Annotated in this window: 21 protein-coding genes; 15 read left to right on the forward strand and 6 right to left on the reverse strand. The window is 74.3% G+C overall.

The features are described from left to right. Nucleotides 1-23 precede the first annotated feature (23 nt). The 4 genes from ACZ4Z1_RS12825 (at nt 24) to ACZ4Z1_RS12840 (ending at nt 2,148) form a co-directional block, all read left to right on the forward strand. Nucleotides 24-305, forward strand: coding sequence for a hypothetical protein (locus ACZ4Z1_RS12825; protein ID WP_468486594.1), 282 nt, complete (start codon nt 24-26; stop codon nt 303-305). A gap of 65 nt (nt 306-370) precedes the next feature. Next, on the forward strand, nt 371-718 hold the full coding sequence (locus ACZ4Z1_RS12830; RefSeq protein ID WP_468486595.1) for a hypothetical protein: 348 nt from the start codon (nt 371-373) through the stop codon (nt 716-718). 588 nt (nt 719-1,306) lie between these two features. Continuing rightward, nucleotides 1,307-1,663, forward strand: coding sequence for a DUF6191 domain-containing protein (locus ACZ4Z1_RS12835; RefSeq protein ID WP_468486596.1), 357 nt, complete (start codon nt 1,307-1,309; stop codon nt 1,661-1,663). After that, a complete protein-coding gene (locus ACZ4Z1_RS12840) occupies nt 1,660-2,148 on the forward strand; it encodes a DUF3995 domain-containing protein (RefSeq protein WP_468486597.1) in 489 nt (162 codons plus the stop codon). Before ACZ4Z1_RS12835 ends, ACZ4Z1_RS12840 begins: the two co-directional genes overlap by 4 nt. 191 nt (nt 2,149-2,339) lie before the next feature. Here the strand turns inward: ACZ4Z1_RS12840 and ACZ4Z1_RS12845 are convergent, their stop codons facing one another. Further along, nucleotides 2,340-2,957, reverse strand: a complete 618-nt coding sequence (locus ACZ4Z1_RS12845; RefSeq protein WP_468486598.1) for a trimeric intracellular cation channel family protein — start codon at nt 2,955-2,957, stop codon at nt 2,340-2,342. Between the two features lie 126 nt (nt 2,958-3,083). Between ACZ4Z1_RS12845 and ACZ4Z1_RS12850 the strand changes: the two genes are divergently transcribed. The 5 genes from ACZ4Z1_RS12850 to ACZ4Z1_RS12870 are packed head-to-tail and all read left to right on the forward strand — an operon-like array spanning nt 3,084 to nt 13,266. Then, nucleotides 3,084-3,944: a thioesterase family protein gene (locus tag ACZ4Z1_RS12850; RefSeq protein WP_468486599.1), complete on the forward strand. Its 861-nt coding sequence runs from the start codon at nt 3,084-3,086 to the stop codon at nt 3,942-3,944. A 53-nt stretch (nt 3,945-3,997) separates the two neighbouring features. Then, the gene (locus ACZ4Z1_RS12855) at nt 3,998-4,441 is read left to right on the forward strand and encodes a CU044_2847 family protein (RefSeq protein ID WP_468486600.1); all 444 of its coding nucleotides are present in this window, start codon (nt 3,998-4,000) and stop codon (nt 4,439-4,441) included. A gap of 22 nt (nt 4,442-4,463) precedes the next feature. Then, nucleotides 4,464-6,773, forward strand: coding sequence for a VMAP-C domain-containing protein (locus tag ACZ4Z1_RS12860; protein WP_468486601.1), 2,310 nt, complete (start codon nt 4,464-4,466; stop codon nt 6,771-6,773). Between the two features lie 35 nt (nt 6,774-6,808). Further along, the gene (locus ACZ4Z1_RS12865; RefSeq protein ID WP_468486602.1) at nt 6,809-7,828 is read left to right on the forward strand and encodes an AAA family ATPase; all 1,020 of its coding nucleotides are present in this window, start codon (nt 6,809-6,811) and stop codon (nt 7,826-7,828) included. Beyond that, complete coding sequence (locus tag ACZ4Z1_RS12870; RefSeq protein ID WP_468486603.1) at nt 7,825-13,266, forward strand: SAV_2336 N-terminal domain-related protein; 5,442 nt, start codon at nt 7,825-7,827, stop codon at nt 13,264-13,266. Before ACZ4Z1_RS12865 ends, ACZ4Z1_RS12870 begins: the two co-directional genes overlap by 4 nt. Before the next feature lie 11 nt (nt 13,267-13,277). Here ACZ4Z1_RS12870 and ACZ4Z1_RS12875 read toward each other — a convergent pair whose 3' ends face one another. Beyond that, the gene (locus ACZ4Z1_RS12875; RefSeq protein WP_468486604.1) at nt 13,278-14,108 is read right to left on the reverse strand and encodes an alpha/beta fold hydrolase; all 831 of its coding nucleotides are present in this window, start codon (nt 14,106-14,108) and stop codon (nt 13,278-13,280) included. 175 nt (nt 14,109-14,283) lie between these two features. Here ACZ4Z1_RS12875 and ACZ4Z1_RS12880 point away from each other — a divergent pair, with 175 nt between their 5' ends. Further along, nucleotides 14,284-15,453, forward strand: coding sequence for a cysteine desulfurase family protein (locus ACZ4Z1_RS12880; protein WP_468486605.1), 1,170 nt, complete (start codon nt 14,284-14,286; stop codon nt 15,451-15,453). A gap of 27 nt (nt 15,454-15,480) precedes the next feature. Here ACZ4Z1_RS12880 and ACZ4Z1_RS12885 read toward each other — a convergent pair whose 3' ends face one another. After that, nucleotides 15,481-16,041 carry a hypothetical protein gene (locus tag ACZ4Z1_RS12885; protein WP_468486606.1) on the reverse strand — a complete coding sequence of 187 codons (561 nt, stop codon included), beginning with the start codon at nt 16,039-16,041 and terminating at the stop codon, nt 15,481-15,483. A 58-nt stretch (nt 16,042-16,099) separates the two neighbouring features. After that, a complete protein-coding gene (locus ACZ4Z1_RS12890; protein ID WP_468486607.1) occupies nt 16,100-16,789 on the reverse strand; it encodes an N-acetylmuramoyl-L-alanine amidase in 690 nt (229 codons plus the stop codon). A 54-nt stretch (nt 16,790-16,843) separates the two neighbouring features. Between ACZ4Z1_RS12890 and mnmA the strand changes: the two genes are divergently transcribed. Then, complete coding sequence (gene mnmA / locus ACZ4Z1_RS12895; RefSeq protein ID WP_468486608.1) at nt 16,844-17,965, forward strand: tRNA 2-thiouridine(34) synthase MnmA; 1,122 nt, start codon at nt 16,844-16,846, stop codon at nt 17,963-17,965. A 41-nt stretch (nt 17,966-18,006) separates the two neighbouring features. Here mnmA and ACZ4Z1_RS12900 read toward each other — a convergent pair whose 3' ends face one another. Then, nucleotides 18,007-19,065, reverse strand: a complete 1,059-nt coding sequence (locus tag ACZ4Z1_RS12900; RefSeq protein WP_468486609.1) for an aldo/keto reductase — start codon at nt 19,063-19,065, stop codon at nt 18,007-18,009. A gap of 241 nt (nt 19,066-19,306) precedes the next feature. Here ACZ4Z1_RS12900 and ACZ4Z1_RS12905 point away from each other — a divergent pair, with 241 nt between their 5' ends. Further along, nucleotides 19,307-20,080, forward strand: coding sequence for a VC0807 family protein (locus ACZ4Z1_RS12905; protein WP_468486610.1), 774 nt, complete (start codon nt 19,307-19,309; stop codon nt 20,078-20,080). On the opposite strand, the gene murJ is transcribed toward ACZ4Z1_RS12905, so the two are convergent. Further along, complete coding sequence (murJ, locus tag ACZ4Z1_RS12910) at nt 20,046-21,716, reverse strand: murein biosynthesis integral membrane protein MurJ (protein ID WP_468486611.1); 1,671 nt, start codon at nt 21,714-21,716, stop codon at nt 20,046-20,048. The two genes, ACZ4Z1_RS12905 and murJ, sit on opposite strands and share 35 nt — an antisense overlap. Nucleotides 21,717-21,902: 186 nt before the next feature. On the opposite strand from murJ, the gene gdhA reads away from it, so the two are divergent. The 3 genes from gdhA to ACZ4Z1_RS12925 all read left to right on the forward strand — a co-directional run bounded on the left by gdhA (nt 21,903) and on the right by ACZ4Z1_RS12925 (nt 24,820). Beyond that, nucleotides 21,903-23,285 (forward strand): NADP-specific glutamate dehydrogenase, encoded by a 1,383-nt coding sequence (gene gdhA / locus ACZ4Z1_RS12915; RefSeq protein WP_468486612.1) that lies wholly within the window; start codon nt 21,903-21,905, stop codon nt 23,283-23,285. A 151-nt stretch (nt 23,286-23,436) separates the two neighbouring features. Beyond that, the gene (locus ACZ4Z1_RS12920) at nt 23,437-23,979 is read left to right on the forward strand and encodes an LOG family protein (protein ID WP_468486613.1); all 543 of its coding nucleotides are present in this window, start codon (nt 23,437-23,439) and stop codon (nt 23,977-23,979) included. A gap of 151 nt (nt 23,980-24,130) precedes the next feature. Continuing rightward, the gene (locus tag ACZ4Z1_RS12925; protein ID WP_468486614.1) at nt 24,131-24,820 is read left to right on the forward strand and encodes an SDR family oxidoreductase; all 690 of its coding nucleotides are present in this window, start codon (nt 24,131-24,133) and stop codon (nt 24,818-24,820) included. Nucleotides 24,821-24,945: the final 125 nt, after the last annotated feature.

Here is a 24,945-nt window from a genome sequence, read left to right on the forward strand (position 1 = left end):
ACGCGCGGTGGAAGGGGACGCGGATGAGCCTGACCGGAACCCCGTTCTTCGTGGTGCTGGTGATCGCGACGGTCCTCGCGGTCCTCGCCACGCTGCTGCTGTGGGGGAGAGTCCGGGGGCCGCGACGCCTGCGCCGGCTGGCCCGGGTCGTCCTGATCGTCCTGTGCCGGCTCACCGCCGTCTGCGTCGTCGCGGTCGCCATCTTCGGATACTGGAGCGGCAGCTTGGCCGCGCAGTACCCGCCCGTGGAGAAGCCCAGCAGGCCCCGGTTCCCGGGCCCGGCGCGGTACGGAAGTGGTGGCTGATCAGGTCCGTGACGTCGGTCGCGAGCCAGGTGGCGGTCTTGCGGTGCGGGGTGTCGGAGCAGTCCGTGTCCACGCTGACGTTCCGCGCGGGCGTGGCCTTCGACCCCGACCCGCTGACCGGCGACCCGGACGTGCTCACCGACCCGGCGCTGCGGCACCGCAACAGCCCGCAGTGGCTGGTCCGGCACGCCCAGGCCGACGTGGGGCTGTTCCTGGCGACCTCGGCACAGGGTCCGATCAGCCCGCCCGCCGGCATCGAGCGCTTCAAGAAGGCCGCCGAGGGCACCAGGACCCGGGTCAGGACGCTGGTGCTGCCGACCGGCGGCCACCATTACGGCACTTGGACGCGGATGTATCCGGCGGCCTTCGGCTGGCTGAGCGAGGAACTGGAGTCGCCACGGCCGGCGGCGTAGTACGGGCAGGGTGTGTTGCCCGGTGAGACCGGTGACGATCCCTTGGGAGCGCCGCGCACCACCGAGCCACCTCCCGGCAGGAGCCGCGCCCGTCGGCCCAGCAGGCCGTCAGCGCGGAGGCGCCTCTTCCTGGCCGCCGTGATCCGTGCGGCGAATGCGCACCGTGCCGGTGTCCAGGTCCACCCGCACGGGCGGGTCCTGCGCCGGCCTGACGTTCTTGCGCACGCGTTCCTGCTCCATGGCGCGCTTGACGGCCTGCGCCCCCGGGAGAGCCCTCCTGGACCAGGTCGACGCCGATGGACGACAGACGCTTGGTCTTGCGCCAGTAGATCCAGCCCCGTGCCTCCATCGCCAGCAGAACACGGTCCGCCAGGAACACCGCGGGGATCGCGAGCAGAACCAAGAACGGTAAGAACGCACCCATGGGCAGGAGCCTACTTCGCTGATCCTGCCCGCGGCGCCTCCGCCGCATGGGGGAGACGGCTCGTCCTCGGGGCCGATCCCCGCGCGCCGCGGACCCGGAACAGTGGTCCCCATGGTGATCAACGGGACGCGTGCGACTGCGGTACGGACGGCGGGGGGCCGCCCGTGACGGTCTGGCTCATGTCGTTCCCGGCCTTCGCGTGTCTGCTGACCTTGTTCGCCCTGGTGGAGAGCGGATGGCGGTGGCTCACGGGACTCGGCTTGATCCCGTGGCTGCGCAGGCGCTCGGGGCCTTCGTTGTCGAGCATCGCCTTCGACGAGTTCACGGCGGTGGTCAACGGGAACAAGGCGGCGGAGCTGGAGCAGCGGCGGGTGGAGCTGCTGCGGCGGGACGACGAGAGCGACGGTGCGCCGCCCTGCTCCCGTATCGACCTGACCGGTGGCACGGCGTTCATCGTGGTGCCGGAGGAGGCGGGCGGCCCGTGCGCTGAGCGGGACGATGTCCGCGGGGGCCGGCGGTGAGCCGCGGACCGGAGGGCGCAGGCGGGCGACGCTCCCCGTGGTGGGGGCACATCGCGTGCTCGTGGGCGGCCGCATTCGCCGGTCTGCACTTCTACTGGGCCGTCGGCGGCGAGGTGGGGCTGAGCGTCTCCGCCGGTCCGCTGGCCACCGAGCGCCCGCTGTGGTTCGTCGTGGCCGGCTTGTGGGGCGTGGGGGCGCTCTGTCTTCTCGGCGCCTTGCTGGGATGGCTGCTCGCCCACCCCGGGCTCCGGGGCGTTCCCGCTCTTCCGGTCAGGTGGCTGGGGTGGAGCGTCAGTGCCCTCCTGCTGGCCCGGGGCATCGGTATCGAGGTACTGCTGCTGACCGGCACGACGCCCCTGGACACTTCGGTGAGCCAGGAGCAGCGGGCCTGGACGCTGGTCCTGTGGAACCCCTGGTTCATCGCCGGAGGCCTGGCCTTCGGCCTCGCGGCCCTCCGATTCCGCAGCCGCGCGTCGATTACCTAGGGCGCTTCTGATAGATCTCCGTGGCCTCGCGACGCCCGGCACGCACCCTCGCCGCACGGCGCGAAGGGACAGGTGGCTCCGCCACATGACCCTTCACACCGCACTCCCCCAAGCTCTTCGAGCAGGGGGACCCCCAAGCGCACGCACCGAACGCCGCTCGGTGCCCTCCACGGAGATCCATCAGAAACGCCCTAGCCCCGCGGCTTGAGCTGCTGCGGGCGCGGCAGGTGGAAGTTGAAGTAGACCGCTGCCATGCGGAGCGCGAAGACCAGCCCGGCGCAGACCACGGCGGCGACGTCGGCGCGTACGTGGAGGTGGTGCAGGCCCAGGTAGGAGGCGGCGCCGGCGAGGGCCGCGATGGCGTACACGTCCTCGCGCAGCAGCAGCGGCGGGAACTCGCCGCACAGCACGTCGCGGATCACCTCGCCCGCCACCCCGCTCATCACCGCGAGGATGATCACCGCCAGGGGGGTCACGCCCGCCGAGATGGCGGCGCGGGCGGCGATGACGGTGACGACGGAGAGCCCGACCGCGTCGACCACCAGCAGCGACTTGCGGGGCAGCTGCCAGTACCGCAGGTAGATGATGGTGCCCACGCTGACGCAGACGATCAGTGTGAGCAGGACCCAGTCGTGCGTCCAGTACAGCGGGTGGTCGTCGAGGATCAGGCTGCGCAGGGTGCCGCCGGAGGTGGCGGCGGCGAAGGCGAGCACCAGGCCGCCGAACGGGTCCATGTTGGCGCGGTACGCGGCCAGCACCCCGCTCGCGGCGAAGGCCGAGATGCCGACCAGGTAGAGCACGTGAAGCATGGGCCCATGATCTCAGGCCGCCGGGGCGCGGCGCGCGGGCCGCGGGCAGGCGGCGGGCGGGAAGGCCCGAAGGTTGAAGAAAAAAGGGTCTACCGGTCAGTAACAAATCCGTGTAGCGTGCCGCGCATGGCACAGGTGACCATAGGTAACAGCGAATTCGACCGTGACACGGCGGTCGTCCGCCGGGCCCCCGGCCACTACGAGGCGGACCTCTCCGCCGGCTGGACGATCATCCACGCGGTCAACGGCGGCTACCTGCTCGCCCTGATGGGCCGCGCCCTGGGCGACGCCCTTCCGCACCCGGACCCCTTCTCGGTCACCGCGCACTACCTGACCGCCTCGGTCCCCGGCCCCGCCGTCATCCGTACCGAAACCGTCCGCACCGGCCGCACCATGTCCACCGGCACCGCCACCCTCGTCCAGTTCGAGGAGGACGGCAGCGAGGTCGAGCGGATGCGCGTGCTCGCCGCGTACGGCGACCTCGATACGCTCACCGACGACGTACGGACCACCGCCAAGCCGCCCGTCATCCCCCCGTACGAGCACTGCCTCGGTACGGACAGCGCGCCCGAAGGGCAGCCCGCCATCCCCGGCAGCACCGCCATCGCCGACCGGCTCACCATCCGGCTGGACCCGGCCACCTGCGGCTGGGCCGTCGGCACGCCCTCCGGCAACGGCGAGATGCGCGGCTGGTTCGGCCTCGCCGACGGCCGCGACCCCGACCCGCTGTCACTGCTCCTGACGGTCGACGCGCTGCCGCCCACCGCCTTCGAGATCGGCCTGACCGGCTGGGTCCCCACCGTCGAACTGACCACCCACATCCGCCGCCGCCCGGCCCCCGGCCCGCTGCGCGTCGCCATCACCACCCGCAACCTGGCGGGCGGCTTCCTGGAGGAGGACGCGGAGGTCTGGGACAGCGCGGACCAACTGGTCGCCCAGTCCCGTCAGCTGGCCCGCGCGCCGAGGGCGGCCGCCGGCGCGGCGTGAACAGCTCCTCCAAAGGGGGCGCGGCGGTCCCGATGACGTGCCAGACTGATCACATGGGGGACATGCCACTGAGCATCGACGAAGGCACCGGCGAAAGCACGGTCGTCTGGCTGCACTTGGCCCCGGCCGGCGCGCACGGCGGCAACGGCACGCAGCGGCCCGCGGACGCGCCCGACCGCAAGCCCGACGAGGACGACACCGGACTGGAGCTGCCCGACGGCTTCGGCCACTCCCGCCCGGTCAGCGTGGACGGACGGGTCGCCCGGGCGCTGACCCGGGGCGGCGAGGCGCTGGAGGGCGCGCTGCGGCCGCTGGGCGCCGTACTGGGCAGCATCCACCGCTCGCTCGCCGCCGGCGACCACCGGCCGGACGAGGTCACGGTGGAGTTCGGGGTCACCCTCGGCTCGGACCTGAGCCTGGGGGTCTTCTCCGGCACCGGCGAGGCCAGCTTCAAGGTCTCCGCCACCTGGAACCTCGGCAGCGGCAGCACGACCTGAGGACGGCATGGTGGTGTCCGGCGTGGATCAGCCGCTGTACCGATCCTTCGTCTCGGTCCGCGACACCGGACGGGCCGTGGGCGCCGGCGTCCTGCTCGGTGACGACCTCGTACTCACCTGCGCGCACGTCGTCAACAGCGCGCTGGGCCGGGACCGTTACGACCAGACGCTGCCGGGACCGGGCCACACCGTCCGCGTCCGGCTGCCGCACGTCGCGCCCGACCGGGACCTGACCGCCCAGGTCGAGCCCGCCCTGTGGAGCCCGCCGCGGGCCACGGCGGGCGGCAGCGGACCCGTACCGCCCGGCGCGCTGCTCTACCACGGCGACCTGGCCGTCCTGCGCCTGCCGGGCGCCGCGCCCGCCGGCGCCGAACCGGCCCCCTTCCTCCCGCACGCGTACGGCAACGAGGTCATCGCCCTGTGGGCCAGCGGCCACCCGCTGCCCACCGTGCGCGCGGTGCCCCGGGTCTCCGCGCCGCCCTGGGTGGCGCTGGACGTCGTCGGCGGCACGGAGGTCAAGGAGGGGTTCAGCGGCGGGCCGCTGTGGGACCGCGACCGGCAGGCCGTCGTCGGCCTCGTGGTGGCCGACCTCCAGGCACCGCCCGGCGCCCGGCAGTCCCACGCCGCGGCCACCCTGTACGCGATCAGCGTCCCCGCGATCGAGGCCGAACTGCCCGACCTGCCGCCGCCCGTGGTGCCCACCGCCCGGCGCGGCGTCCAGCAGCTGCTGGCCGTCCTGGAGACGGTCCTGACCACCCCGGACGTGGTCCGCGCCTGCGAGGAACTGCTCGCCTCCCGGCTGCGGCGGCCCTCCCAGGGCCCCGGCGCCGACCTCGACCGGCTGGTCGGCCTGGCCGTGGGCGTCCGGCGCGGCGTGCCCGAACTCCTCCAGGCCGTACGGGAGGTGATGCCGGCCGGCAGCGGGCCGCAGTGGGAGCGGCTGCGCCGGGTGGCCCGCGCCGTCAGCCCCGGCGAGTGCCTGACCCGAAAGCAGCAGCGCGACCTGACCGGCCTGCTGGCGCACTGCGGCCGCACGGACCCGCGGGAGCTGCTCACCGCCGTACTGCCGCACGCCATCGAACTGCCCGCGGTCACCGGTCTGGCCGACGCCGTCGACGTCCTGGAGGGCTTCGAGGCCCAGGGCGCACAGCCCATGCCGCCGCTGCTGCAAGGCGTGGTGCGCATCGGGGTGGACGAGAGCGAGGCGGGCGCGTACCCGGCCGAGGACCTGGAGGCCTGGACGGAGCGGACCGCCTTACGGCTGGGCGTGGACGTGGCCGCCGTACGCCAGTACACGGCCGACGTACGGGGCTACCGTGCGGAACGGGCCCGGTACGCGGCGGCGGAACACCCGGCCCACCACGGCGCCCACCACGCCGCCCACCACACCGCCCGTCCCGGCGTGCGGCCGCCCGCCGGCTGGGCGGGGACCGGGAGCACGGCGGTCGGGGGCGCCGGGACAGGGATGGCAGAGGTGGGCGGGGGCCTGGCGGACGTGGCCCCCTCACCGAACGGCAGCCGTCCGCCCCACGCCACGGCCCGGGGCGGCACGCGGCTGTCGAAGGTGCCGCGCGTCCAGGTGGAGCTGCTGCCCACCGCCACCGGACGGCACTACACGTACCAGGTCTGGGCGTGGAGCGGCGGTGACGCGCCGCACCACCTCGTCCTCGCCCGGGACACCGAGGTGACCAGCGAACAGGTCGTGGACGACATCCACCGCGTCCTGGTCGACGAGATCCGCGAGGACCCCGAGCCCGCACTCGTCGAGTTCTTCCTGCCCGCCGCCTGGCTCGGCCTGCCGGTGGACCGCTGGGAGTCCTTCGACACCGACGAGGACGGCCCCTTCGGACTGGGCTTCACCCGCCGGGTGGTGATCCGTACCGCCCGGCGCTCCCGCGAGAGCTACGCCGGGTGGAAGCGGCGCACCGCCGCGCTGGACACCGCCCGCAGCCTCGTCCTGGACCACGGCTGCACCGACCGCAAGGTGGCCCGCGCCCGCCTGGAGATGCAGCCCGAGGTCGGCACGGTGATCGTCTGCTGCGAGCCCCGCCACCACGGCGCGCTGCTGCGCCAGTGCGTCCAGGCGGGCGTCCACACGGTCCTGTGGCACCGCGAGGAGCACGGCGAGAGCGTCGCGGCGGGCCTGCTCGAACTGGTCGAGGGCGGGCACCACACCCAGCTCCCCGAGACGGTGCGGCTGGAGCGGGCCAAGGCGGTCGCCGAGATCGCCTCCGCCGGCCACCGCGGACGCCAGCTCTCCTTGATGTACGACGCGCCGGACCACCGGCCACCGCAACTGGCCCCGGACGCCTGGGTACTGACCCAGCCATGACGCAGCACCTGAGCAAGGACGAAGGAGAACGCCCCGTGGCCCGACAGAGCACACCCGATCACGGCCCGGGAGCCGGGCCGCAGCCCGAGGGCTGGTGGGTGTTCCGCGGCCCCGCACCCCTGCCGGCGGCGCCCCCGTGGCGGTACTTCGCCGCCGCCCGCAGGAGGGCCGAGGCGCCCGCGCCGTACCTGATGGACCGCAACGAGGTGTCCGTCGTCAACGCGGCCCTGCACCTGCACCGCCCCCTGCTGGTCACCGGCCGCCCGGGCACCGGCAAGAGCTCGCTGGCCCGCGCCATCGCCGCCGAGCTGGGGCTGGGCGACGTCCTGCGCTGGTCCGTCAACTCCCGCTCCACCCTCGCCGACGCGCTCTACCGCTACGACGCGGTGGGCCGGCTGCGGGAGGCGTCGCTGCGCCGCGAGCGGGAGGCGGCCCGTACGGCGCCGCGTCGGCTCAAGGAGCACCGCGGCTCCTACACCACCGACATCGGCCACTACCTGCGCCTGGGGCCGCTCGGTACGGCGCTGGCCGCCACCGAGCGCCCCCGGGTGCTGCTCGTCGACGAGCTGGACAAGTCCGACATCGACCTGCCCAACGACCTGCTGGTGGTCCTGGAGGAGGGCGAGTTCGAGATCCCGGAGCTGGCCCGGCTGTCCGAACAGCACCAGGACGTGCACGTGCTCACCGACGGCAGCCGGGAGCGGGTACGGGTGCACCGCGGCGTCGTCTCCTGCGCGCACTTCCCGGTCGTGGTGATGACCAGCAACGGCGAACGGGAGTTCCCGCCCGCCTTCCTGCGCCGCTGCGTCCGCCTGGACCTGCCCGACCCGACGCCCGAGCGGCTGCGCGAGATCATCGCCCACAATCTGGGCCCGGCGGCGCTCGCCGAGGCCGAGGACCTCATCGACGGCTTTTTGCAGCGGTCCAAGACCGAGACGCTCGCCACGGACCAGCTGCTGGCCGCCGTCCACCTGCGCATCACCGGCGCCGACCTGACCAAGGACGAACTGCTCTCCGCGGTCATGCACCGCCTGGACGAACCCATGTCGCCATGATCGACCGGCTGCGGCAGGTCCTCGCAGGCCAGGGGTACGACCTGGGCGCGAGCGAACTGCTGGACGTCCTGTGGCTGGCCCGCGCGGTGCGCGAGGGCGAGCGCCGCGCCGCGCTGCCCGGAGAGCGGCGGGGAGAGGATGGCGGGTCAGGGCAGGACGGCGGCCCGGCGCCGGTCGCGGAACCGGCGGACGCGCGCGCGGACGGGGCCGGTGGCGGACCGGGCGAGGCCGACGGCCCGGACGGTACGGGCGGTACGCGGGAGGACGAAGGGGACGAGGGTCTGCCCGACGGTGTCTCCGCGGCCGCACTGCCGTCGCAGCGTGCCCTGTACGCGATGGGCAGCGAGGGCGGCAGCGCGCTCAGCCGCCGGGCCCGGCCCGCCCGGGCCCCTGGCCGCCGCGCGCTCGCCAGGCCCCAGCACCTGTCCCGGGCCCTGCGCCCGCTGCGCCGGTTCGAGCCGCACCCCGACCGCTCGGTGCCCGACGTGGAAGCCACCGTCCGGCTCGCCGCGGAGACCGCGCTGTTCGACGTCGTCTCCCGGCCGGACCAGGAACACCGCTGGTCCGCCGTCCTGCTGGTGGACGACGCGCCGTCGATGCAGGTGTGGAGCCAGCTCGCCGGTGAGCTGCGGGCGGTGCTGGACCGGGGCGGCATCTTCCGCGGCGTGCGGGTGTGTTCCTTCGACCCCCGGGACATGGCCGTCCTGGGCCGGCTTCCGTGGGCCGCGGGCCCCACCCTGACCTTCGTCCTCACCGACGGCACGAGCCCGGGATGGCGGACCCCGGACGCGGCGCGCGCCGTGCGCCGCTGGGGCCGGTACGGGCCGGTGGCGGTGCTGCATCCACTGCCGCGGCGGCTGTGGCGGGGCACCGCGCTGGACGCCCAGCCCCGGCTGCTGACCTCCCCCGTGGAGTTCGGCGGCCCCGGCCGGACCACCGTGCTCGACCCGCTGACGGGCGAGCCGGACCCGGAGGCCGAGGAGCCGGGCACGGTCGCGCTGCCCGTCGTCCCGCTGACCCCCGGCGGGCTCGGCCAGTGGGCCGCGCTGCTGACCCGCCCCGGCGTCCCACGCCTGGTCGACACGGTGCTGCTGGGCGAGGACCCGGAGCAGGACCCGCCGCGGCCCGCGGGCTCGGCGGCGGACCTGGTCGCGCACTTCCGCGGCGCGTTCTCGCCCGAGTCGTACCGCCTGGCCGTACGGCTCTCCGCCATCAACCCGCTCACCGTGCCCCTGATGCAGCTGGTGCGGGCCGCCACGATGAGCGACGCCGGACCGACCCAGGTCGCCGAGATCCTCCTCGGCGGCCTGCTGGAACGCGTCCCCGCCCCGCGCGGGGCACGGTCCCTCGGCGGGCTCGACGGGCCGCTGGGCACCGGCTCGGGGCAGCCCGTCTACGACTTCCGGCCCGGCGTGCGCGAACTCCTCTTCAGCGGCCTCGGCACCCAGCAGTCCCTGGCCGTCGTCGAGGCGGTCGGGCGCGCGCTGGAGCCGTACATGGGACGGCTGCCCGACTTCCCGGCCCTGGTCGCCGACGACACCGGGGAGATGCGGCTCCAGGAGTCGGCGCAGGCGTTCGCGGTGCTCGCCAGTCCCGTACTGGAGCGGCTGGGCGGCAGCGTGCCGGGGGTGACGGACGTACGGGGTACGGGCACGGGGGCCGGGGACGGGCGCCCGGGGGCGGAGGGCGGACTGCCGGGCGCATTCGGGGGAACGGCTGTGGTGGACGCGGCCGTCGAGGCGGCCGAGTCGGTGGTGGCGCCCGTGGAGGCTCCGGGCGAGGGCGCCAGGGCCGTCGAGGAGCCCGCCCGTACGGGGGCCGGGGCGTCCACCCGTACGGAGGCCGAAGAACGCATCCGTACGGAGGCCGAGGAGCCCGCCCGTACGGAGCCGGACGCACCCGCAGAGCACCCGGGAGCACCGGAGGATCACCCAGGAGCACCGGAGGAGCGTCCGGAGGCGCCGGAGGAGCCCGCCGCCGAGCCCGCTCCGCCCCCGGCCGCGGCCCGGCCCCTCCCCGTCCTGCCCGGCGAGGAACTGCGCGAGCCGCTGCGCTTCACCGTGCTCGGGCCGGTCGGGCTGTGGCGGGGCGACCAGCGGATCGAGATCCCGTCCCGCATGGACCGGGCGCTGCTCGCCGCGCTCCTGCTGCGCCACGAAGGTGTCGCCTCCGAGGCCGAACTGCTCAACGCGCTCTGGGGCGGCGACCCGCCGCGCAGCGCCCGTTCGATGCTGGACCACAGCGTCGCGCGGCTGCGCAAGGCCCTCGGCGAGGACGAACACGTCCTGGTCCGCGAGCGCGTCGGCTACGCCCTGCGCGGTGACGCCGGAACCGACATAGACATGGACCTGGAACGCGCCCAGGGGTACGAGCGAGCCGCCCGCGCCGCCCGGGACGCGGGGGAGTGGGGCCGCGCCCGCACGCTGCTGAACGCCGCCCTCGCCCTGTGGCGCGGCGAGCCGCTGGCCGGGCTCCCCGGCCCGTACGCGCAGTCCGAACGGCTCCGGCTGGCCGAGTGGCGGCACACCCTCGTCGAGGACCGCATCGAGTGCGACCTGTGGCTCCGCCGGTACGACGAAGTCCAGGCCGAGCTGACCGAGCTGCTCGCCCGCGCCCCCTCCCGCCCCCGCCTGCGCGAACTGCTGACGCTCGCGCGCGCCCAGGGCAAGGCCCGGCGGAGCGACCCGGCCCTGCGGCCCCCGCGCGAGCCGCTGCGCATCACCGTGCTCGGGCCGGTGCGGATGCTGCGCGGCGGTGTGGACCTGGCGACCGGCTCACCACAGCAGCGCGCGCTGCTCGCCGTCCTGGTGCTGCGCGCGGGCCGCGTCATCTCCGAAGCCGACCTGATCGACGCTTTGTGGGGCGACGACCCGCCGAACTCCGCGCACGCCGCCCTGCGTACGTACGCCTCCCGGCTGCGCAAGGCCCTGGGGCCGGATGCGGAGGTTCTCGTCGGTGAGGACGGCGGTTACGCGCTGCGCCGGACCGCCAGGACCGACCTGGACGTGGACCTGCGCCGGGCCGACGACCTGGTCACCGCCGCCCGTGACGCCCGCGCCGCCCGGGACTGGGCCCGCGCCAGGGACCTGCTGGACGCGGCCGTCGCCCTGTGGCGGGGCGGTCAGCCGCTGGCGGGCCTGCCCGGGCCGTATCTGCGCGCCGAGTCCCGGCGGCTGGCCGACCGGCGGCGCACCCTGGTCGAGGACCGTACCGAGATGGAGCTGCGCCTGGGCCGGCACGCCGCCGCCGAAGAGGCGCTGACCTGGCTGCTGTACCTGGATCCGGCCCGCGAACGCACCCGTGAACTCCTCGCGCGCGCCCTGGCCCACGACGAGCCGGTCTCCCCCGGGCTGCGCAGCCTCCTGCGGGCCGGCCGGTACGGGCCCCGGCAGGACCGCGCGGGCGGCAGCCGGACGGCCGAGCTGGGGCAGCTGGCGGACCACCTGACGCGGCAGCGGCCGACGGTACGCAACGCCTGTGTCATCTCCGGGGGCGCGGGCGTCGGCAAGACGAGCCTGGCAGCGCGGGTGGCCGACGCCGTGCAGGAGTGGTTCCCTGACGGGCGGCTGTACGCGATCATGCCGGCGGACGGCGGACCGGAGGCCGCGGTACCGCAGCTGGCCGGTGTGCTGCTGCGCCAACTCGGCTACCGCGACGAGGAGATCCCCGCCGCGGCCGGGGAGCGGGTGGCGTTCTACCGGTCGGCGGTCGGCGCCCTGCGCCTGGTCGTCGTCCTGGACGAGGTGCGCGAGGTGCTCCCCGTCCTGCCGCTCCTCCCGGACGCCACGGGCGCCGCCCTGGTCATCGGCCGCGACCGGCCGCCGGCCGGCCTGACCGGCGTCCTGTCCCTGCACCTGGAGAGCCTGAGCCTCACCGACGCGCTGGAGCTCCTCGCGCTGCGGGTGGGCGAGGAGCGGGTCGCGGCCCGCCGCGCGGTGGCGCGCGCGGCGCTGGAGGCGTGCGGCTGTTCGGAGGCCGCGGTCGAGGCGGTGGCCGCGGAACTGATGCTGGACGGGCCTGCGGACCGTACGGCGGCCGAGGCCATGATCAACAGCACCGCGCTGCGCCTCACCCACGACCTCGCCCCGCCGGCACTCGCCGCCTTCCGGCTGCTGGCCCTGCCGCACTGTCCCGACCTGCCGGCCGCCGCCGTCGCCGCCCTGACCGGCACCGGTCCCGCCACCGCCCGCACGCACCTGGACACCCTGGTGCGGACCGGCCTGCTGAAGACCTCGGCCCCCGGCCGCTACCGGCACCGCGAGGCGCTCGCCACCTTCGCGTACGACGAGCTGACCCGCCACACCACGCCCGAAGACCGCAACGCCGCGCTGTCCCGGCTGCTCGACTGGTACATGGTCACCGCCCACCGGGCGTACGGCCTCGACGCGCCCGGCGCCCTGCTGCTCGAACACACCGCCTCGCCCGCTTCGTCCGTCCCGGACCTCCCGCTCGCGGACCGCAGGGCGGCGTCGGACTGGTGGGCGGCGGAGGGGCCCGGCGCGCTGTCCGTCGTCCGGCAGACGGTGGAACTGCCGTCCGGGGCACACGCCGCCCGGTGCGCCGACACGCTGCTCCTCCTCGAACCGCTGCTGGGGACCGGGCGCTTGACGGACCGGTACGAGCAGGCCGCGCTGGCCGTGGCCGGCCGGGCCGTCGCAGGGCGCGACAAGCGCGCGGAGGCGCGGGCCCGGCTGGCCCGCGCCCGTGCCTGCCTGACCGCCGACCGGTTCGCCGAAGCGGACGACGAGGCCCGCCGCGCGTACCGGCTGGGCCTCGATGTGGGAGACCCGGTGACCAGTGGCCGGGCACCGCTGGTGCGCGGCGCCTGCGCGGCCGGCCTGCGCAGGCCCGACGCCGAACAGCACTTCACCCTGGCCATGAGCCACTGCCAGGTGCAGGGCGACCGTCTGGGCGAGGCCGCCGTACTGATGGAGCGCTCCCGGCTGTGCGTCCGCGACCGGGACGTGGCGCGGGCCGTCGGACTCGCACGGCAGGGCGTGGACATCTACCGGGCCGCGGGGCAGGGTCAGCGCCTCGGCACGGGCCTGTACTTCCTCGCGGTGGCGCAGGCCGAAGCGGGCCGTCACGAGGAAGCGCTGGTCGCCCTCCAGGAGGCCATGCCCCTCTTGGACGGGGCCGGACAGCGGCTCTGGACGGGCCTGGCCCAGTTGCGGACCGCCGAGTCCTGCCTGGCCACCAACTGGGCGGACGGCGCCGTACAAGCGGCGGAGGAGGCGGTACGCCTGTTCGCGGAGGCGGGCGGCGACCGGCGGACGGCCGACGGCCTGAGCCTCCTGGCCCACGCACTGGACGCCCTGGGCCAGGAGAAGCGGGCCCGGGAGCGCTGGAGCGAGGCCCTCGCCCTGTACGAGACGCTGAACGTGACCGGCGCGGGGGGACCGCGGGTGCGGCCGCCCTTGGAGCCGGGCGGGGCGTAGGGGACGGATCCCTACGCCGCGAACGCCGCCAGCAGCCCCGTCAGTTCCGCCGGGGCGTCCTCCTGTACGAGGTGCCCGGCCCCCTCGAAGAGGTGCAGGCGGGCGCCGGGGATCATCGCTGTGAGGTCGTGTGCCAGTGCGGCGGGGTTCCAGGCGTCCTCCGCTCCCCAGGAGACCAGGGTCGGTACGGAGATTCTGCTGTACTCCTCCTTGAGGTCCGCCGTGGCGAGCAGCCCGTTCTGCTCGATCTGCCGGTAGAAGGCGGGCTGCCCCTCTTCCGTGCACCACGGTTCGACGAGCTGTTCCAGGACGAACGGGTGCAGGCCGGGGCTGCTCGCGGAGGAGATGTACTCCGTCACCAGAGCGCGGTGCAGGGCGGTGGGCAGCTGCGCGAAGACGCCGGAGTGCGCGCCGAGCAGGCGGTACGTGGCGGAGCCCCAGCCGGGGAGGGTGGTGGGGCCGACGAGGGCGAGGCGCCCGTAGCGCGCGCCGTGCGCGAGGTGGGCGCGCAGGGCCACGTAGCCGCCGAAGTCGTGGGCGACGACGGTGGGTTCCCGGTCGGTGAGTTTCCAGTGGGCGAGCAGTTCGGTGAAGACCTCGGTCTGTTTGCGGAGGGACACGTCCTGGCCCGCGGCTTTCGCGGAAGCGCCGTAGCCCGGCAGGTCCCAGGCGTACACCCGGAAGCGGGTGGACAGCGCCCGTGCGACGCCTCGCCAGACGTACGAGGAGAACGGCGTCCCGTGCAGGAGGACCAGGGGCGGCGCCCCGTCCTCGCCGAGAGCGGTCCAGCGCACTTCACCGGAGGTACTGCGGTACGTGCGGTCCAAACGCCACGATGTCATGACCGTAAGCGTAGTTACTCCTTACCGGGGTGTCGAGGGTCTTACCGGGGTGCCGAGCGGTCCGCGCGGGCGCCCGCCGCGAAGGCCCGGGCGTGCGGCGCGGCCGGGGGAGTGGGGCCGAGCCCCCACGCGCCCGGTATGCGCCCCCGCGCCTGCTCGTAGAATCGTGCGCACCATGGTTTACCTCGACCACGCCGCCACCACCCCGATGCTCCCGGAGGCGGTGCAGGCGATGACCGCCCAGCTGACCGTCACCGGCAACGCGTCCTCGTTGCACGCCGCCGGCCGGCGTGCCCGGCGCGCCGTCGAGGAGGCGCGGGAATCCCTCGCCTCCGCGCTCGGCGCGCGCCCCAGTGAGGTGGTCTTCACCGCGGGCGGCACCGAAGCCGACAATCTCGCGGTCAAGGGCCTGTACTGGGCCCGCCGGGACGCCGAACCGGCCCGTACCCGTATCCTCGCCAGCCCCGTCGAGCACCACGCCGTCCTGGACGCCGTGGAGTGGCTCGCCGAGCACGAGGGCGCGCGCGTCGAATGGCTGCCCGTCGACGTGTACGGGCGGGTGCACGCCGACGCGCTCCGCGAGGCGATCGCCCGTGACCCCGACGACGTCGCCCTCGCCACCGTCATGTGGGCCAACAACGAGATCGGCACGATCATGCCGGTCCGTGAACTGGCGGACGCGGCAGCGGAATTCGGCATTCCGCTGCACTCCGACGCGGTCCAGGCGTTCGGACAGGTGGAGGTCGACTTCGCGGCCTCCGGCCTGGCCGCGATGACCGTCTCCGCCCACAAGATCGGCGGACCGTACGGCGTCGGCGCGCTGCTGCTGCGCCGCGAGTACGCGCCCGTCCCCGTCCTGCACGGCGGCGGCCAGGAGCGGCAGGTGCGCTCCGGCACCCTGGACACCCCGGGCATCGCCGCGTTCGCCGCCGCCGCGCGGTACGCCGTCGCGCACCGCGAGGAGTTCGCCCGCGATATCGGCGCCCTGCGCGACGACCTCGTCAAGGCGGTACGGGCCGCCGCCCCGGACGCCGTCCTCGGCGGCGACCCCGACCCGGCGGGCCGCCTCCCCGCCAACGCGCACTTCTCCTTCCCCGGCTGCGAGGGCGACTCCCTGCTGCTCCTCCTGGACGCCCAGGGCATCGCCTGCTCCACCGGCTCCGCCTGCACGGCGGGCGTCGCCCAGCCCAGCCACGTCCTGCTCGCCACGGGCCTGAACGCCGACCTCGCCCGCGGCACACTGCGCTTCTCCCTCGGCCACACCAGCACCGCTGCGGACGTGGCGGCGGTGGCGGAGGCGATCGGACCGGTGGTGGAACGGGCGCGGAGCGCGGGGCTGAGCTGAGGCGCGGGCCCGGGGCGGCCCAGCGGCTCACAGAACCGTGTCGAGCACGGCCTGGAGGAGCAGCCGCCAGGTCGGCTCGGCGCCGGTGCCGAAGGCCGCGGCGAGGGCGTACCCGACCGCGGCGTCCTCGCGCAGCGGCGGCGCCACGTCCGGGTGCCAGTCGGCCCAGACGTGACCGGTGCCGTCCGAGGAGAAGTCCGCGATGCGGCGGCCTTCCTTGACCAGCCGGCTCCCGTTGGGCGAGTCCGGGAGGAGCCGGTACACGGCGCCGCCGTAGATCGCCTCCACCCGGTGGGAGCGCCGGGTCAGCCGCCCCTTGGCGGGGGTGAGGTGCGCGGGCCGGCCGTCGACGGTCAGCCGCAGGTACGCGCCGTCGCGGGTGCCGACGGGGACGTGCTCGGCCGCCGGCGCGCCCGGTGAGCGGCGCAGCTCGGCCGTCGCCACCCGCTCGCCCCGCACGGTGAGCAGGCCGGCGTCGGCGTCCAGGTCCAGCACGACCCGGCCGAAGGTGCGGTCCTCGGCGAGGCCGGGCCCGCCGTCGGTGCTCCGGCCGGCCGGCCCGGCGGCCGGAGCTCTGTCGTACGCCATGAGTGGTCCGTTCCGCGAGGGGCGCCGCGCGGCGCCCGGACGCCCCGGCGGCCCCGCGTCACGCCCCCGGCGTGGGGGACGGCCGGCGCAGCTCGGCGCGCACCAGGTCCAGATACAGCCTCCAGTTCCAGTGTGGCCCGGGATCGGTGTGGTCGGTGCCCGGTACCTCCACATGGCCCACGATGTGCCGCCGGTCGGCGGGGAAGCCGTAGCGCCGGCAGATTCCGGCGGTCAGCCGCGCGGATGATGCGTACATGGCAGCGGTGAAGGACGCCGGGCGGTCCACGAACCCCTCGTGCTCGATGCCGATGCTGCGCTCGTTGTACGCGCGGTTGCCCGCGTGGTACGCCACGTCCAGCTCGCGGACGGTCTGCGCCACCTGCCCGTCCTTGCGCACCACGTAGTGCGCCGCCGCGCCGTGCAGCGGGCTCTGGAAGACCCGCAGCGCGTCGGTGTAACCGCCCTGGACGACGTGGATGACGACCCGGTCGACGGTGTAGTCGTCCGGGCGGTCCGCCTGCCGCCAGTTCGCCTGAGCGGCCGGGACCCAGCGCGCGCCGCCGTAGTCCACCGCGCCGTCCGTCCGCGGCCTCTTGCGGCCGGGCAGCCGCCACCACCAGCGCAGCAGGTCGTCGTGGAACGCGTACGCGGCGCCGCCTGCCAGTGCCGTGCCCGCGCCGCCGAGCAGCAGAGCCCGTCTGCTGAATCCCTGGCCGGCCGTCCGCCCGGTCTCCCCCGCGTCTCCCATGCGCTGCACAACGCTTGGAGGGCTGTCGGTGGTTCCGTCTACCCTGGAAGGGTTATGACGACTGACGCTCCCCGCCGCCTCCGCGTGCTCGCTGCCATGTCCGGCGGTGTCGACTCCGCCGTCGCCGCCGCCCGCGCCGCCGAGGCCGGCCACGACGTGACCGGCGTGCACCTCGCGCTCTCCGAGAACCCGAAGTCCTTCCGCACCGGAGCCCGGGGCTGCTGCACGATCGAGGACTCGCACGACGCGCGCCGCGCCGCCGACGTCATCGGCATCCCGTTCTACGTGTGGGACCTCGCCGAGCGCTTCCGCGAGGACGTGGTCGAGGACTTCTTCGCCGAGTACGAGGCGGGCCGCACGCCCAACCCCTGCCTGCGCTGCAACGAGAAGATCAAGTTCGCCGCGCTGCTGGACAAGGCGCTCGCCCTCGGCTTCGACGCGGTCTGCACCGGCCACTACGCCACCGTCGTGGAGCGCCCGGACGGCACCCGCGAGCTGCACCGCGCCTCCGACATGGCCAAGGACCAGTCGTACGTCCTCGGCGTGCTCGACGACCAGCAGCTCGCACACGCCATGTTCCCGCTCGGCGACACGCTCACCACCAAGGCGGAGATCCGGGAGGAGGCCGCCCGGCGCGGCCTGTTCGTCGCCAAGAAGCCGGACAGCCACGACATCTGCTTCATCGCCGACGGCGACACCCAGGGCTTCCTCGCCAAGCGGCTGGGCCGGGCCGAGGGCGACATCGTCGACGAGTCCGGCGCCAAGGTCGGCACCCACGAGGGCGCGTACGGCTTCACCATCGGCCAGCGCAAGGGCCTGCGCATCGGCACCCCGGCCCCGGACGGCAAGCCCCGCTACGTCCTGGACATCTCCCCGGTCGACAACACCGTGACCGTCGGCCCGGCCGAGGCCCTGGACGTGACCGCGCTGACCGCCGTCCGCCCCCGCTGGTGCGGCGCCGCACCGTCCGGCCCCGGCACGTACACCGCCCAGCTGCGCGCCCACGGCGGCGAGACCGAGGTCACCGCCGAGCCGGTCGACGGCGGCCTGCGCGTCACCTTCACCGAGCCGGTCCGCGGCGTGGCCCCCGGCCAGGCCATCGTGCTGTACGACGGCACGCGGGTGGTCGGCTCGGCGACGATCGCGACGACGGACCGGGCCCGCGCGGTCGCCTGACGGCGGGCGCACCCCGGCCCTGACCGGGGTGCGCCCGAGCCTCAGAGCACCCCGCGTACCGACCTGCGGTAGCCGGACCGCCGCTCCTCGATGGCGGTCCAGCGGTCGCCGTACACGTTCCGGGTGATCCCGGGCTCCGCCAGGAAGTCGTGCGGGAAGCCCAGCGGGACGGCGCTCACCTCGTCCAGCCGCCGCAGGGCGGCCGCGTCCAGCTCGACGTCGACGCTCGCCAGGTTGTCGGCGAGCTGGCTCTCCTTGGTGGCGGCGATGACCGGGACGATGTTCCCGGGCTGCTGCCGCAGCCACGCCAGGGCCACCTGGGCCGGGCTCCAGCCGCCCTGCTCGGCGACCTCCAGCACCGCCTCGATCGTGGCCTCCTCGTGGTCCGCCGCGCCGCCGTCGTCGCCGACGACGTCCAGCCGGCCCGTCCCGCCGCGGCGGTACTTGCCGGTGAGCTTGCCGGCGGCCAGCGGGGCCCACGCCAGGACGGCCAGGTCGAAGGCGCGTGCCTGGGGGAGCAGCTCGCGCTCCGGTGTGCGCTCCAGCAGGCTGTAGCGCAGCTGCGAGCCCGCGAACGCGGTCCAGCCGCGCAGCTCGGCGAGGGTGTTGGCCTGCGCGATCTCCCAGGCGGGCCAGTCGGACACACCGACGTACAGCACCTTGCCCGACCGTACGACGTCGTCCAGCGCCCGCATGGTCTCCTCGACGGGCGTGAAGTTGTCCCGTGCGTGCACCCAGAGGACGTCGAGGCGGTCGGTGCGCAGCCGGGCGAGGCTCTGCTCCACCGACTGGAGCAGGTTCTTGCGGTGACTGCCCGCCGCGTTCGGATCGCCCTCGCGGGTCGCGCAGGTGTACTTGCTGGCGAGCACGAAACGGTCCCGGCGGCCGTCGAGCAGCTTGCCGAGGATCTTCTCGGAGCTGCCGTCGGTGTAATTGTTGGCGGTGTCGATGAAGTTGCCGCCCGCGTCGTCGTACGCGTCGACGATCCGCGCGCTGGTGTCCTCGGAGGCGCCCCAGCCCCAGTCCGAGCCGATGGTCATGGTGCCGAGGCTCAGCTCGCTGACCCGCAGACCGGTCCTGCCGAACAGTGTGTAACGCACGAAGAGTTCCCCTTCGGTGGTCGGTTGCCGCCTCAGACGCTAGAAGCTGGAGGGTGCTCCAACGCAAGCACCGGGCCGTACGGAGGGCAGCCGTGCGACCGGGCAGCCGTACGGCCGGGCACCGGAGCACTGACAAATGTCACGTCGATGTGAGGACACCCGTGACTGCCGGGGTGCGCGGACCGGAGGCGAAGCTGGGGGCAGCACCAGGACGGCGCGGACAGCGACACGGAGGACCCTCATGAACAGCCAGGCCCCGCACGGCACAGCGGCCGGAACCGGAAGCGCCACCGGCAAGGCCACCGGGCAGTTGGAGGGCCCCTGGGCGCTGTTCCTGGACGCGGGCGTCCCGATCGCGTCGTACTACCTCCTCACCGGCGTCTTCGGCCTGAGCACCCTCGCCGCGCTGGGCTGGAGCGGCGCCCTGCCCGCCGCGCGCTCCCTGTGGAGCCTGATCAGGGAGCGCCGCTTCAACGCCGTGGCCACGCTGATGACGGCGACCAACGTCATCGGCCTGCTGCTGAGCCTGCTGGCCGGCGACGAGCGGCTGATGATCGCCAAGGACGGCGCCGTGAGCAGCACCTTCGGCCTGGCGGTGCTGGTGTCCGCGCTCATCGGACGGCCGCTGATGGCGCCGGTGCTCAAGCCGTGGATCACCCGGGGGGACGCGGACCGGAGCGCCGCGTGGGACCGGCTGACGGTGGAGTCGGCCGGGTTCCGGCGGGTGCAGCGCCGGCACTCCGCCGTGTGGGGCGCCGCGCTGCTGGGCGAGTGCGTGGCCCGCGTGATCGGCGCGTTCACGCTGCCCGTGGACACGATGGTGTGGCTGGGCACGGTGCTGGTGGTCGTGGCCGTCGTCCTCGCCATCGTGGTCAGCGGCGTGATCGGCGTGGACAGGCTGGAGAAGATGGTCAGGGCCGAGGCGGGTGCGTGCGCGGCGGCCGGGACCGAGGACGCTGCCGCGGCCCCGGCCGCTGCGGTCAGCGCAGTACCGGCAGGGACCGCAGCTCGGTGATCCGCAGGGCGCGCGCCAGCAGCAGGAAGAGCAGGACCATGGTCACCGCCCCGGCGGCCAGGGCCAGAGCCGTGGACCAGAAGGCGTCCCCGGCGGCACCGGCACAGGCGTGCGCCGCCGCCCAGCCCACCGCCCCGGCGGCCAGCGCGGCACCGGTCAGCTTGCCGTACGTACGGCTCAGGCGGCGCCCGTCCAGCCGCCCCTCCAGCTGCCGCCGCAGGAGGTACGCGCTGGCCAGCAGCCCGACGGCGTACGACACGGCGTACGCGGCAGCCATGCCGACGACCGCCCACCGGGCCGGCAGCAGCAGGTGGCAGGCGGTGGCGAGCGCGATGTTCACCCCGGAGATCCAGGCGGCCATCAGGAACGGCGTACGCGTGTCCTCGAAGGCGTAGAAGCCACGCAGCAGCAGCGACTGGGCGGAGAACGGGATCAGGCCCAGCCCGAGGGCCTGGAGCATCTGCCCCAGCGGCACGGCGGACTCGGCACTGGCGGCGCCGTGCGCGTACAGCAGCTGCGCCATCTCCGGGCCGAAGGCCACGAAGAAGACGGCGGCCGGGACGATGACGGCGCCACTGATCCGCAGCGCGCGGGAGAGGTCGCCCCGCAGGTCGTCCAAGCGCTGCTCGGCGACCGCCCGGGTCATCCGCGGCAGCAGCGCGGTGATCAGCGAGACGGTGACGACGGACTGCGGCAGGCCCCAGATGTTCTGCGCGTACGTGTACGAGGAGAAGCCCACACCGGCCGTGGGCAGTTCCTGGTCGGCGGCCGTCGCGTAGTGTGTGACGACGGTCATCGAGACCAGGTTGACCAGTACGAACAGCAGTGTCCAGCGCGCCGCGTCGGCACTTTTGCGCAGCCCGGTGCCGCGCCAGTCGAAGCGCGGCCGGAAGCGGAAACCCGCCTCGCGCGCGTACGGGATCAGCGCGAGCGCCTGGAGGGCGATGCCGATGGTGGTGCCCACACCGAGCATCCGCACCTGCGCGCCGGTGATGTCCGCCACCGTCTCCGGGACGGTCAGCAGGCCGATGTACGCGCCGAACATGGCGATCAGGACGACGTTGTTGAGCACCGGCGTCCACATCATCGCGCCGAACTTCCCGCGCGCGTTGAGCACCTGCCCCAGGATGCCGAACACCCCGTAGAAGAAGATCTGCGGCAGCAGGAACCGGGCGAAGACGACGGTCAGTTCGTAGGCGGTGTGGTTGCGCGGCGTGTCCGTCGTGTACAGGCTGACGATCTCGGGCGCGGCCCACACCGCGAGCAGCGTGCCGATGCCGAGGACCGTCAGCACGAGGGTGACGAGCCGCTGCTCGTGCGCCCGTCCGCCGTCCGGGTGCTCCACCCGGGCCCGGACGAGCTGCGGTACGAGCACCGCGTTGAGGGCGCCGCCGATCAGCAGCGTGTACAGGCTCATCGGCACGAGGTTGGCGGTGTTGTACGTGGTGGCCAGCAGCCCCGTACCCAGGGCACCGGCCTGGAGGACGCCCCGGATCAGGCCCGTCGCACGGGAGACGACCGTGCCCGCGGCCATCAGGAGGGAGGAGCGGCGCAGACCGCCGCCGCTCGTCCCCGTTCCCCCGTCGCCATCGGCCGTATGCGATATGTGCGCGCTTGAACGCGTTCCCTCCACCATGACCGCAACCTAAACCCAGAAGTTCACGCACCGCGACTTCCGCCCCGGTGGCCACCAGCGGCCCCCGGGCCCCTAGGCTCGGCGGCAGCGACGGGACGCCCAGGGCCGCCCGGCCGGACACCGGTGCCACCCGCGGTGATCCGGGCCGGCGGCGGTCCTTCGTCGGCCACGAAGGGAAGTACGGACATGTCGACAGTTCACGCCGGGGCCGGTGCGGCCGGACGGAACTCAGCGGTCTCACTGGAGTCGCTGCACAAGGAACTGGTCCGGCGCAACCCCGGGGAGCCCGAGTTCCACCAGGCCGCCCTCGAAGTACTGCAGACCCTCACCCCGGCGCTGGCGGCCCGTCCCGAGTACGCCGAGGCCAGGATCCTGGAACGGATCTGCGAACCGGAGCGCCAGATCCTCTTCCGCGTGCCGTGGCAGGACGACTCCGGGGCCGTCCACATCAACCGCGGCTTCCGGGTGGAGTTCAACAGCGCGCTCGGGCCCTACAAGGGCGGGCTGCGCTTCCACCCGTCCGTCAACCTCGGCATCGTCAAATTCCTCGGCTTCGAGCAAATCTTCAAGAACGCCCTCACCGGACTGAACATCGGCGGCGGAAAGGGCGGCAGCGACTTCGACCCGCGCGGCCGCTCCGACGCCGAGGTGATGCGCTTCTGCCAGTCCTTCATGACCGAACTGCACCGGCACCTGGGCGAGCACACCGACGTACCGGCGGGCGACATCGGCGTCGGCGGCCGGGAGATCGGCTACCTCTTCGGCCAGTACCGGCGGATCACCAACCGGTGGGAGGCCGGGGTGCTGACCGGCAAGGGCCTCGGCTGGGGCGGCTCCACGGCCCGTACGGAGGCCACCGGCTACGGCAACGTGCTGTTCACCGCCGAAATGCTGCGGCAGCGCGGCGAGGACCTGGACGGCCAGCAGGTCGTGGTCTCCGGCTCGGGCAACGTCGCGGTCTACAGCATCGAGAAGGCCCAGGCACTCGGCGCGAACGTGCTGACGTGCTCGGACTCCGGCGGCTACGTGATCGACGAGAAGGGCGTCGACCTCGCCCTGCTCAAGCAGGTCAAGGAGGTCGAGCGGGGCCGCGTCGAGGAGTACGCGCAGCGGCGCGGCGCCTCCGCCCGGTACGTGCCGGGCGGCCGGGTCTGGGACGTGGCGTGCGACGTCGCGCTGCCCTCCGCGACCCAGAACGAGCTGGACGCCGACGCCGCGCGCGTCCTTGTGCGCAACGGCGTCAAGGCCGTCTCCGAAGGCGCCAACATGCCGACGACGCCCGCAGCGGTGGCCCTCTTCCAGGAAGCCGGCGTGGCCTTCGGGCCGGGCAAGGCGGCCAACGCGGGCGGCGTGGCCACCAGCGCCCTGGAGATGCGGCAGAACTCCGGCCGCGAGTCCTGGAGCTTCGAGCGCACCGAGGGCGAACTGGCGGCGATCATGCGCGGCATCCACGACACGTGCCACGAGACCGCCGAGCGCCACGGCCTGCCGGGCGACTACGTCACGGGCGCCAACATCGCGGGCTTCGAGCGGGTGGCGGAGGCGATGCTGGCGCAGGGACTGATCTGAGGGGCCGATCCGGGAGCCTGGACCTGAGGGGCTGGTCGGAGGGCCTGGACCCGGGAGCCGGCCCGAGTGCCCGAGCGGCAGGTCGGGGGATACGGGCCGGGGCGCGGCCGGCCCGGCGCCGGTGTCGGTGCAGGCTCGTAGAGTGACCGGCATGAACATCTGCGTCTTCTGCTCCGCCGCCGACCTCGACGCCCGCTACACCGGACCCGCCCGCGAGTTCGCCCAGCTGATCGGCAAGGGCGGCCACACCATGGTGTGGGGCGGCTCGGACACCGGACTGATGAAGGTCATGGCGGACAGCGTGGAGGCGGCGGGCGGCCGGCTCGCCGGCGTCTCCGTGGACTTCCTCGCGCACAAGGTGCGCCCCGGGGTCGACGACATGGTGGTCACCAAGGACCTCGCCGAACGCAAGGCGGAGCTGCTGGCGCGGGCCGACGCGATCGTCGTCATGGTCGGCGGCACGGGCACGCTCGACGAGGCCACCGAGATCCTGGAGCTGAAGAAGCACGGACTGCACACCAAGCCCGTGGTCCTCCTGAACGCCGCCGGTTTCTACGACGGCCTCAAGGAGCAGTTCCAGCGCATGGAGAAGGAGGGCTTCCTGCCGATCCCGCTCACCGAACTGGTCTTCTTCGCGGAGGACGGCGCCGGGGCGCTCGCGTACCTGGAGGAGCGGGCGGGCCTCCAGGGCTGAGGCGTACGGGACGGGCGGGGCCTGCGAGGCGAGGGCCGGACCGTTCGACCGGCAGGGGGCCGGACCGACCCGGACGGGCGACGGAATGAACTATTCCGCTCCACGCGGACGCGCCCGCCCGGCACCCGCACCCCTCGTTAGGATCGGGTGCATGGGTACGCACTTGATCACGGGCGCAGGATCGGGCATCGGAGCGGCGGTCGCACGGCGGCTCGCCGACCGCGGCGAGGACCTCTGGCTGCTGGCGCGCGACGCCGGCCGGGCCAAGGAACTGGCCGGGCAGTTCCCCGGCGCCCGTACGGTGGTCGGCGACCTCGCCACCCCCGAGAAGCTGGACTGGGCCTTCGGCAAGCAGTCGCTGCCGGACCGCCTCGACTCCCTGCTGCACATCGCGGGCGTCGTCGAACTGGGCGCCGTCGGCGACCTCGGCCCCAAGGCCTGGCAGCGCACCCTCGCCGCGAACCTCGTCTCGCCCGCCGAGCTGACCCGCCAGTTCCTCCCGCAGCTGCGGATCGCCAAGGGCCACGTCGTCTTCGTCAACTCCGGCGCCGGCCTGCACGCCCACGCCCAGTGGGGCGCCTACGCCGCCAGCAAGCACGGCCTGAAGGCACTGGCCGACTCCCTGCGCGCCGAGGAACACGGCAACGGCGTACGGGTCACCTCCATCTACCCGGGCCGCACCGCCACCCCCATGCAGGAGAGCGTCTTCCGCCAGGAGGGCCGCGAGTACGACGCCGCGCAGTGGATCGACCCGGAGTCGGTCGCCACCACGCTGCTGACCGCCCTCGACCTGCCGCGTGACGCCGAGATCAACGACCTGACGGTCCGCCCGGGGCGGTGAGCGGACACTGACGGGCCGCCGGTCCGCACCATCAAGCCCGCCCGGCGCTTGCGGACGAGCGAGCCGCAGGCGATGCGGCAACGGCGAGCCCGGCCCCGGGCAACCGCCCCTCCGGCCCTCTGTGG

The sequence above is a fragment of the Streptomyces sp. NPDC030165 genome (assembly GCF_055573595.1).

Coding starts and splice junctions, on each gene's coding strand:
- ACZ4Z1_RS12825 (WP_468486594.1), top strand. CDS start 24: ATGAGCCTGACCGGAACCCCGTTCTTCGTGGTGCTGGTGATCGCGACG.
- ACZ4Z1_RS12845 (WP_468486598.1), bottom strand. CDS start 2,957: ATGCTTCACGTGCTCTACCTGGTCGGCATCTCGGCCTTCGCCGCGAGC.
- ACZ4Z1_RS12850 (WP_468486599.1), top strand. CDS start 3,084: ATGGCACAGGTGACCATAGGTAACAGCGAATTCGACCGTGACACGGCG.
- ACZ4Z1_RS12855 (WP_468486600.1), top strand. CDS start 3,998: ATGGGGGACATGCCACTGAGCATCGACGAAGGCACCGGCGAAAGCACG.
- ACZ4Z1_RS12870 (WP_468486603.1), top strand. CDS start 7,825: ATGATCGACCGGCTGCGGCAGGTCCTCGCAGGCCAGGGGTACGACCTG.
- ACZ4Z1_RS12875 (WP_468486604.1), bottom strand. CDS start 14,108: ATGACATCGTGGCGTTTGGACCGCACGTACCGCAGTACCTCCGGTGAA.
- ACZ4Z1_RS12880 (WP_468486605.1), top strand. CDS start 14,284: ATGGTTTACCTCGACCACGCCGCCACCACCCCGATGCTCCCGGAGGCG.
- ACZ4Z1_RS12885 (WP_468486606.1), bottom strand. CDS start 16,041: ATGGCGTACGACAGAGCTCCGGCCGCCGGGCCGGCCGGCCGGAGCACC.
- ACZ4Z1_RS12890 (WP_468486607.1), bottom strand. CDS start 16,789: ATGGGAGACGCGGGGGAGACCGGGCGGACGGCCGGCCAGGGATTCAGC.
- mnmA (WP_468486608.1), top strand. CDS start 16,844: ATGACGACTGACGCTCCCCGCCGCCTCCGCGTGCTCGCTGCCATGTCC.
- ACZ4Z1_RS12905 (WP_468486610.1), top strand. CDS start 19,307: ATGAACAGCCAGGCCCCGCACGGCACAGCGGCCGGAACCGGAAGCGCC.
- murJ (WP_468486611.1), bottom strand. CDS start 21,716: ATGGTGGAGGGAACGCGTTCAAGCGCGCACATATCGCATACGGCCGAT.
- gdhA (WP_468486612.1), top strand. CDS start 21,903: ATGTCGACAGTTCACGCCGGGGCCGGTGCGGCCGGACGGAACTCAGCG.
- ACZ4Z1_RS12920 (WP_468486613.1), top strand. CDS start 23,437: ATGAACATCTGCGTCTTCTGCTCCGCCGCCGACCTCGACGCCCGCTAC.
- ACZ4Z1_RS12925 (WP_468486614.1), top strand. CDS start 24,131: ATGGGTACGCACTTGATCACGGGCGCAGGATCGGGCATCGGAGCGGCG.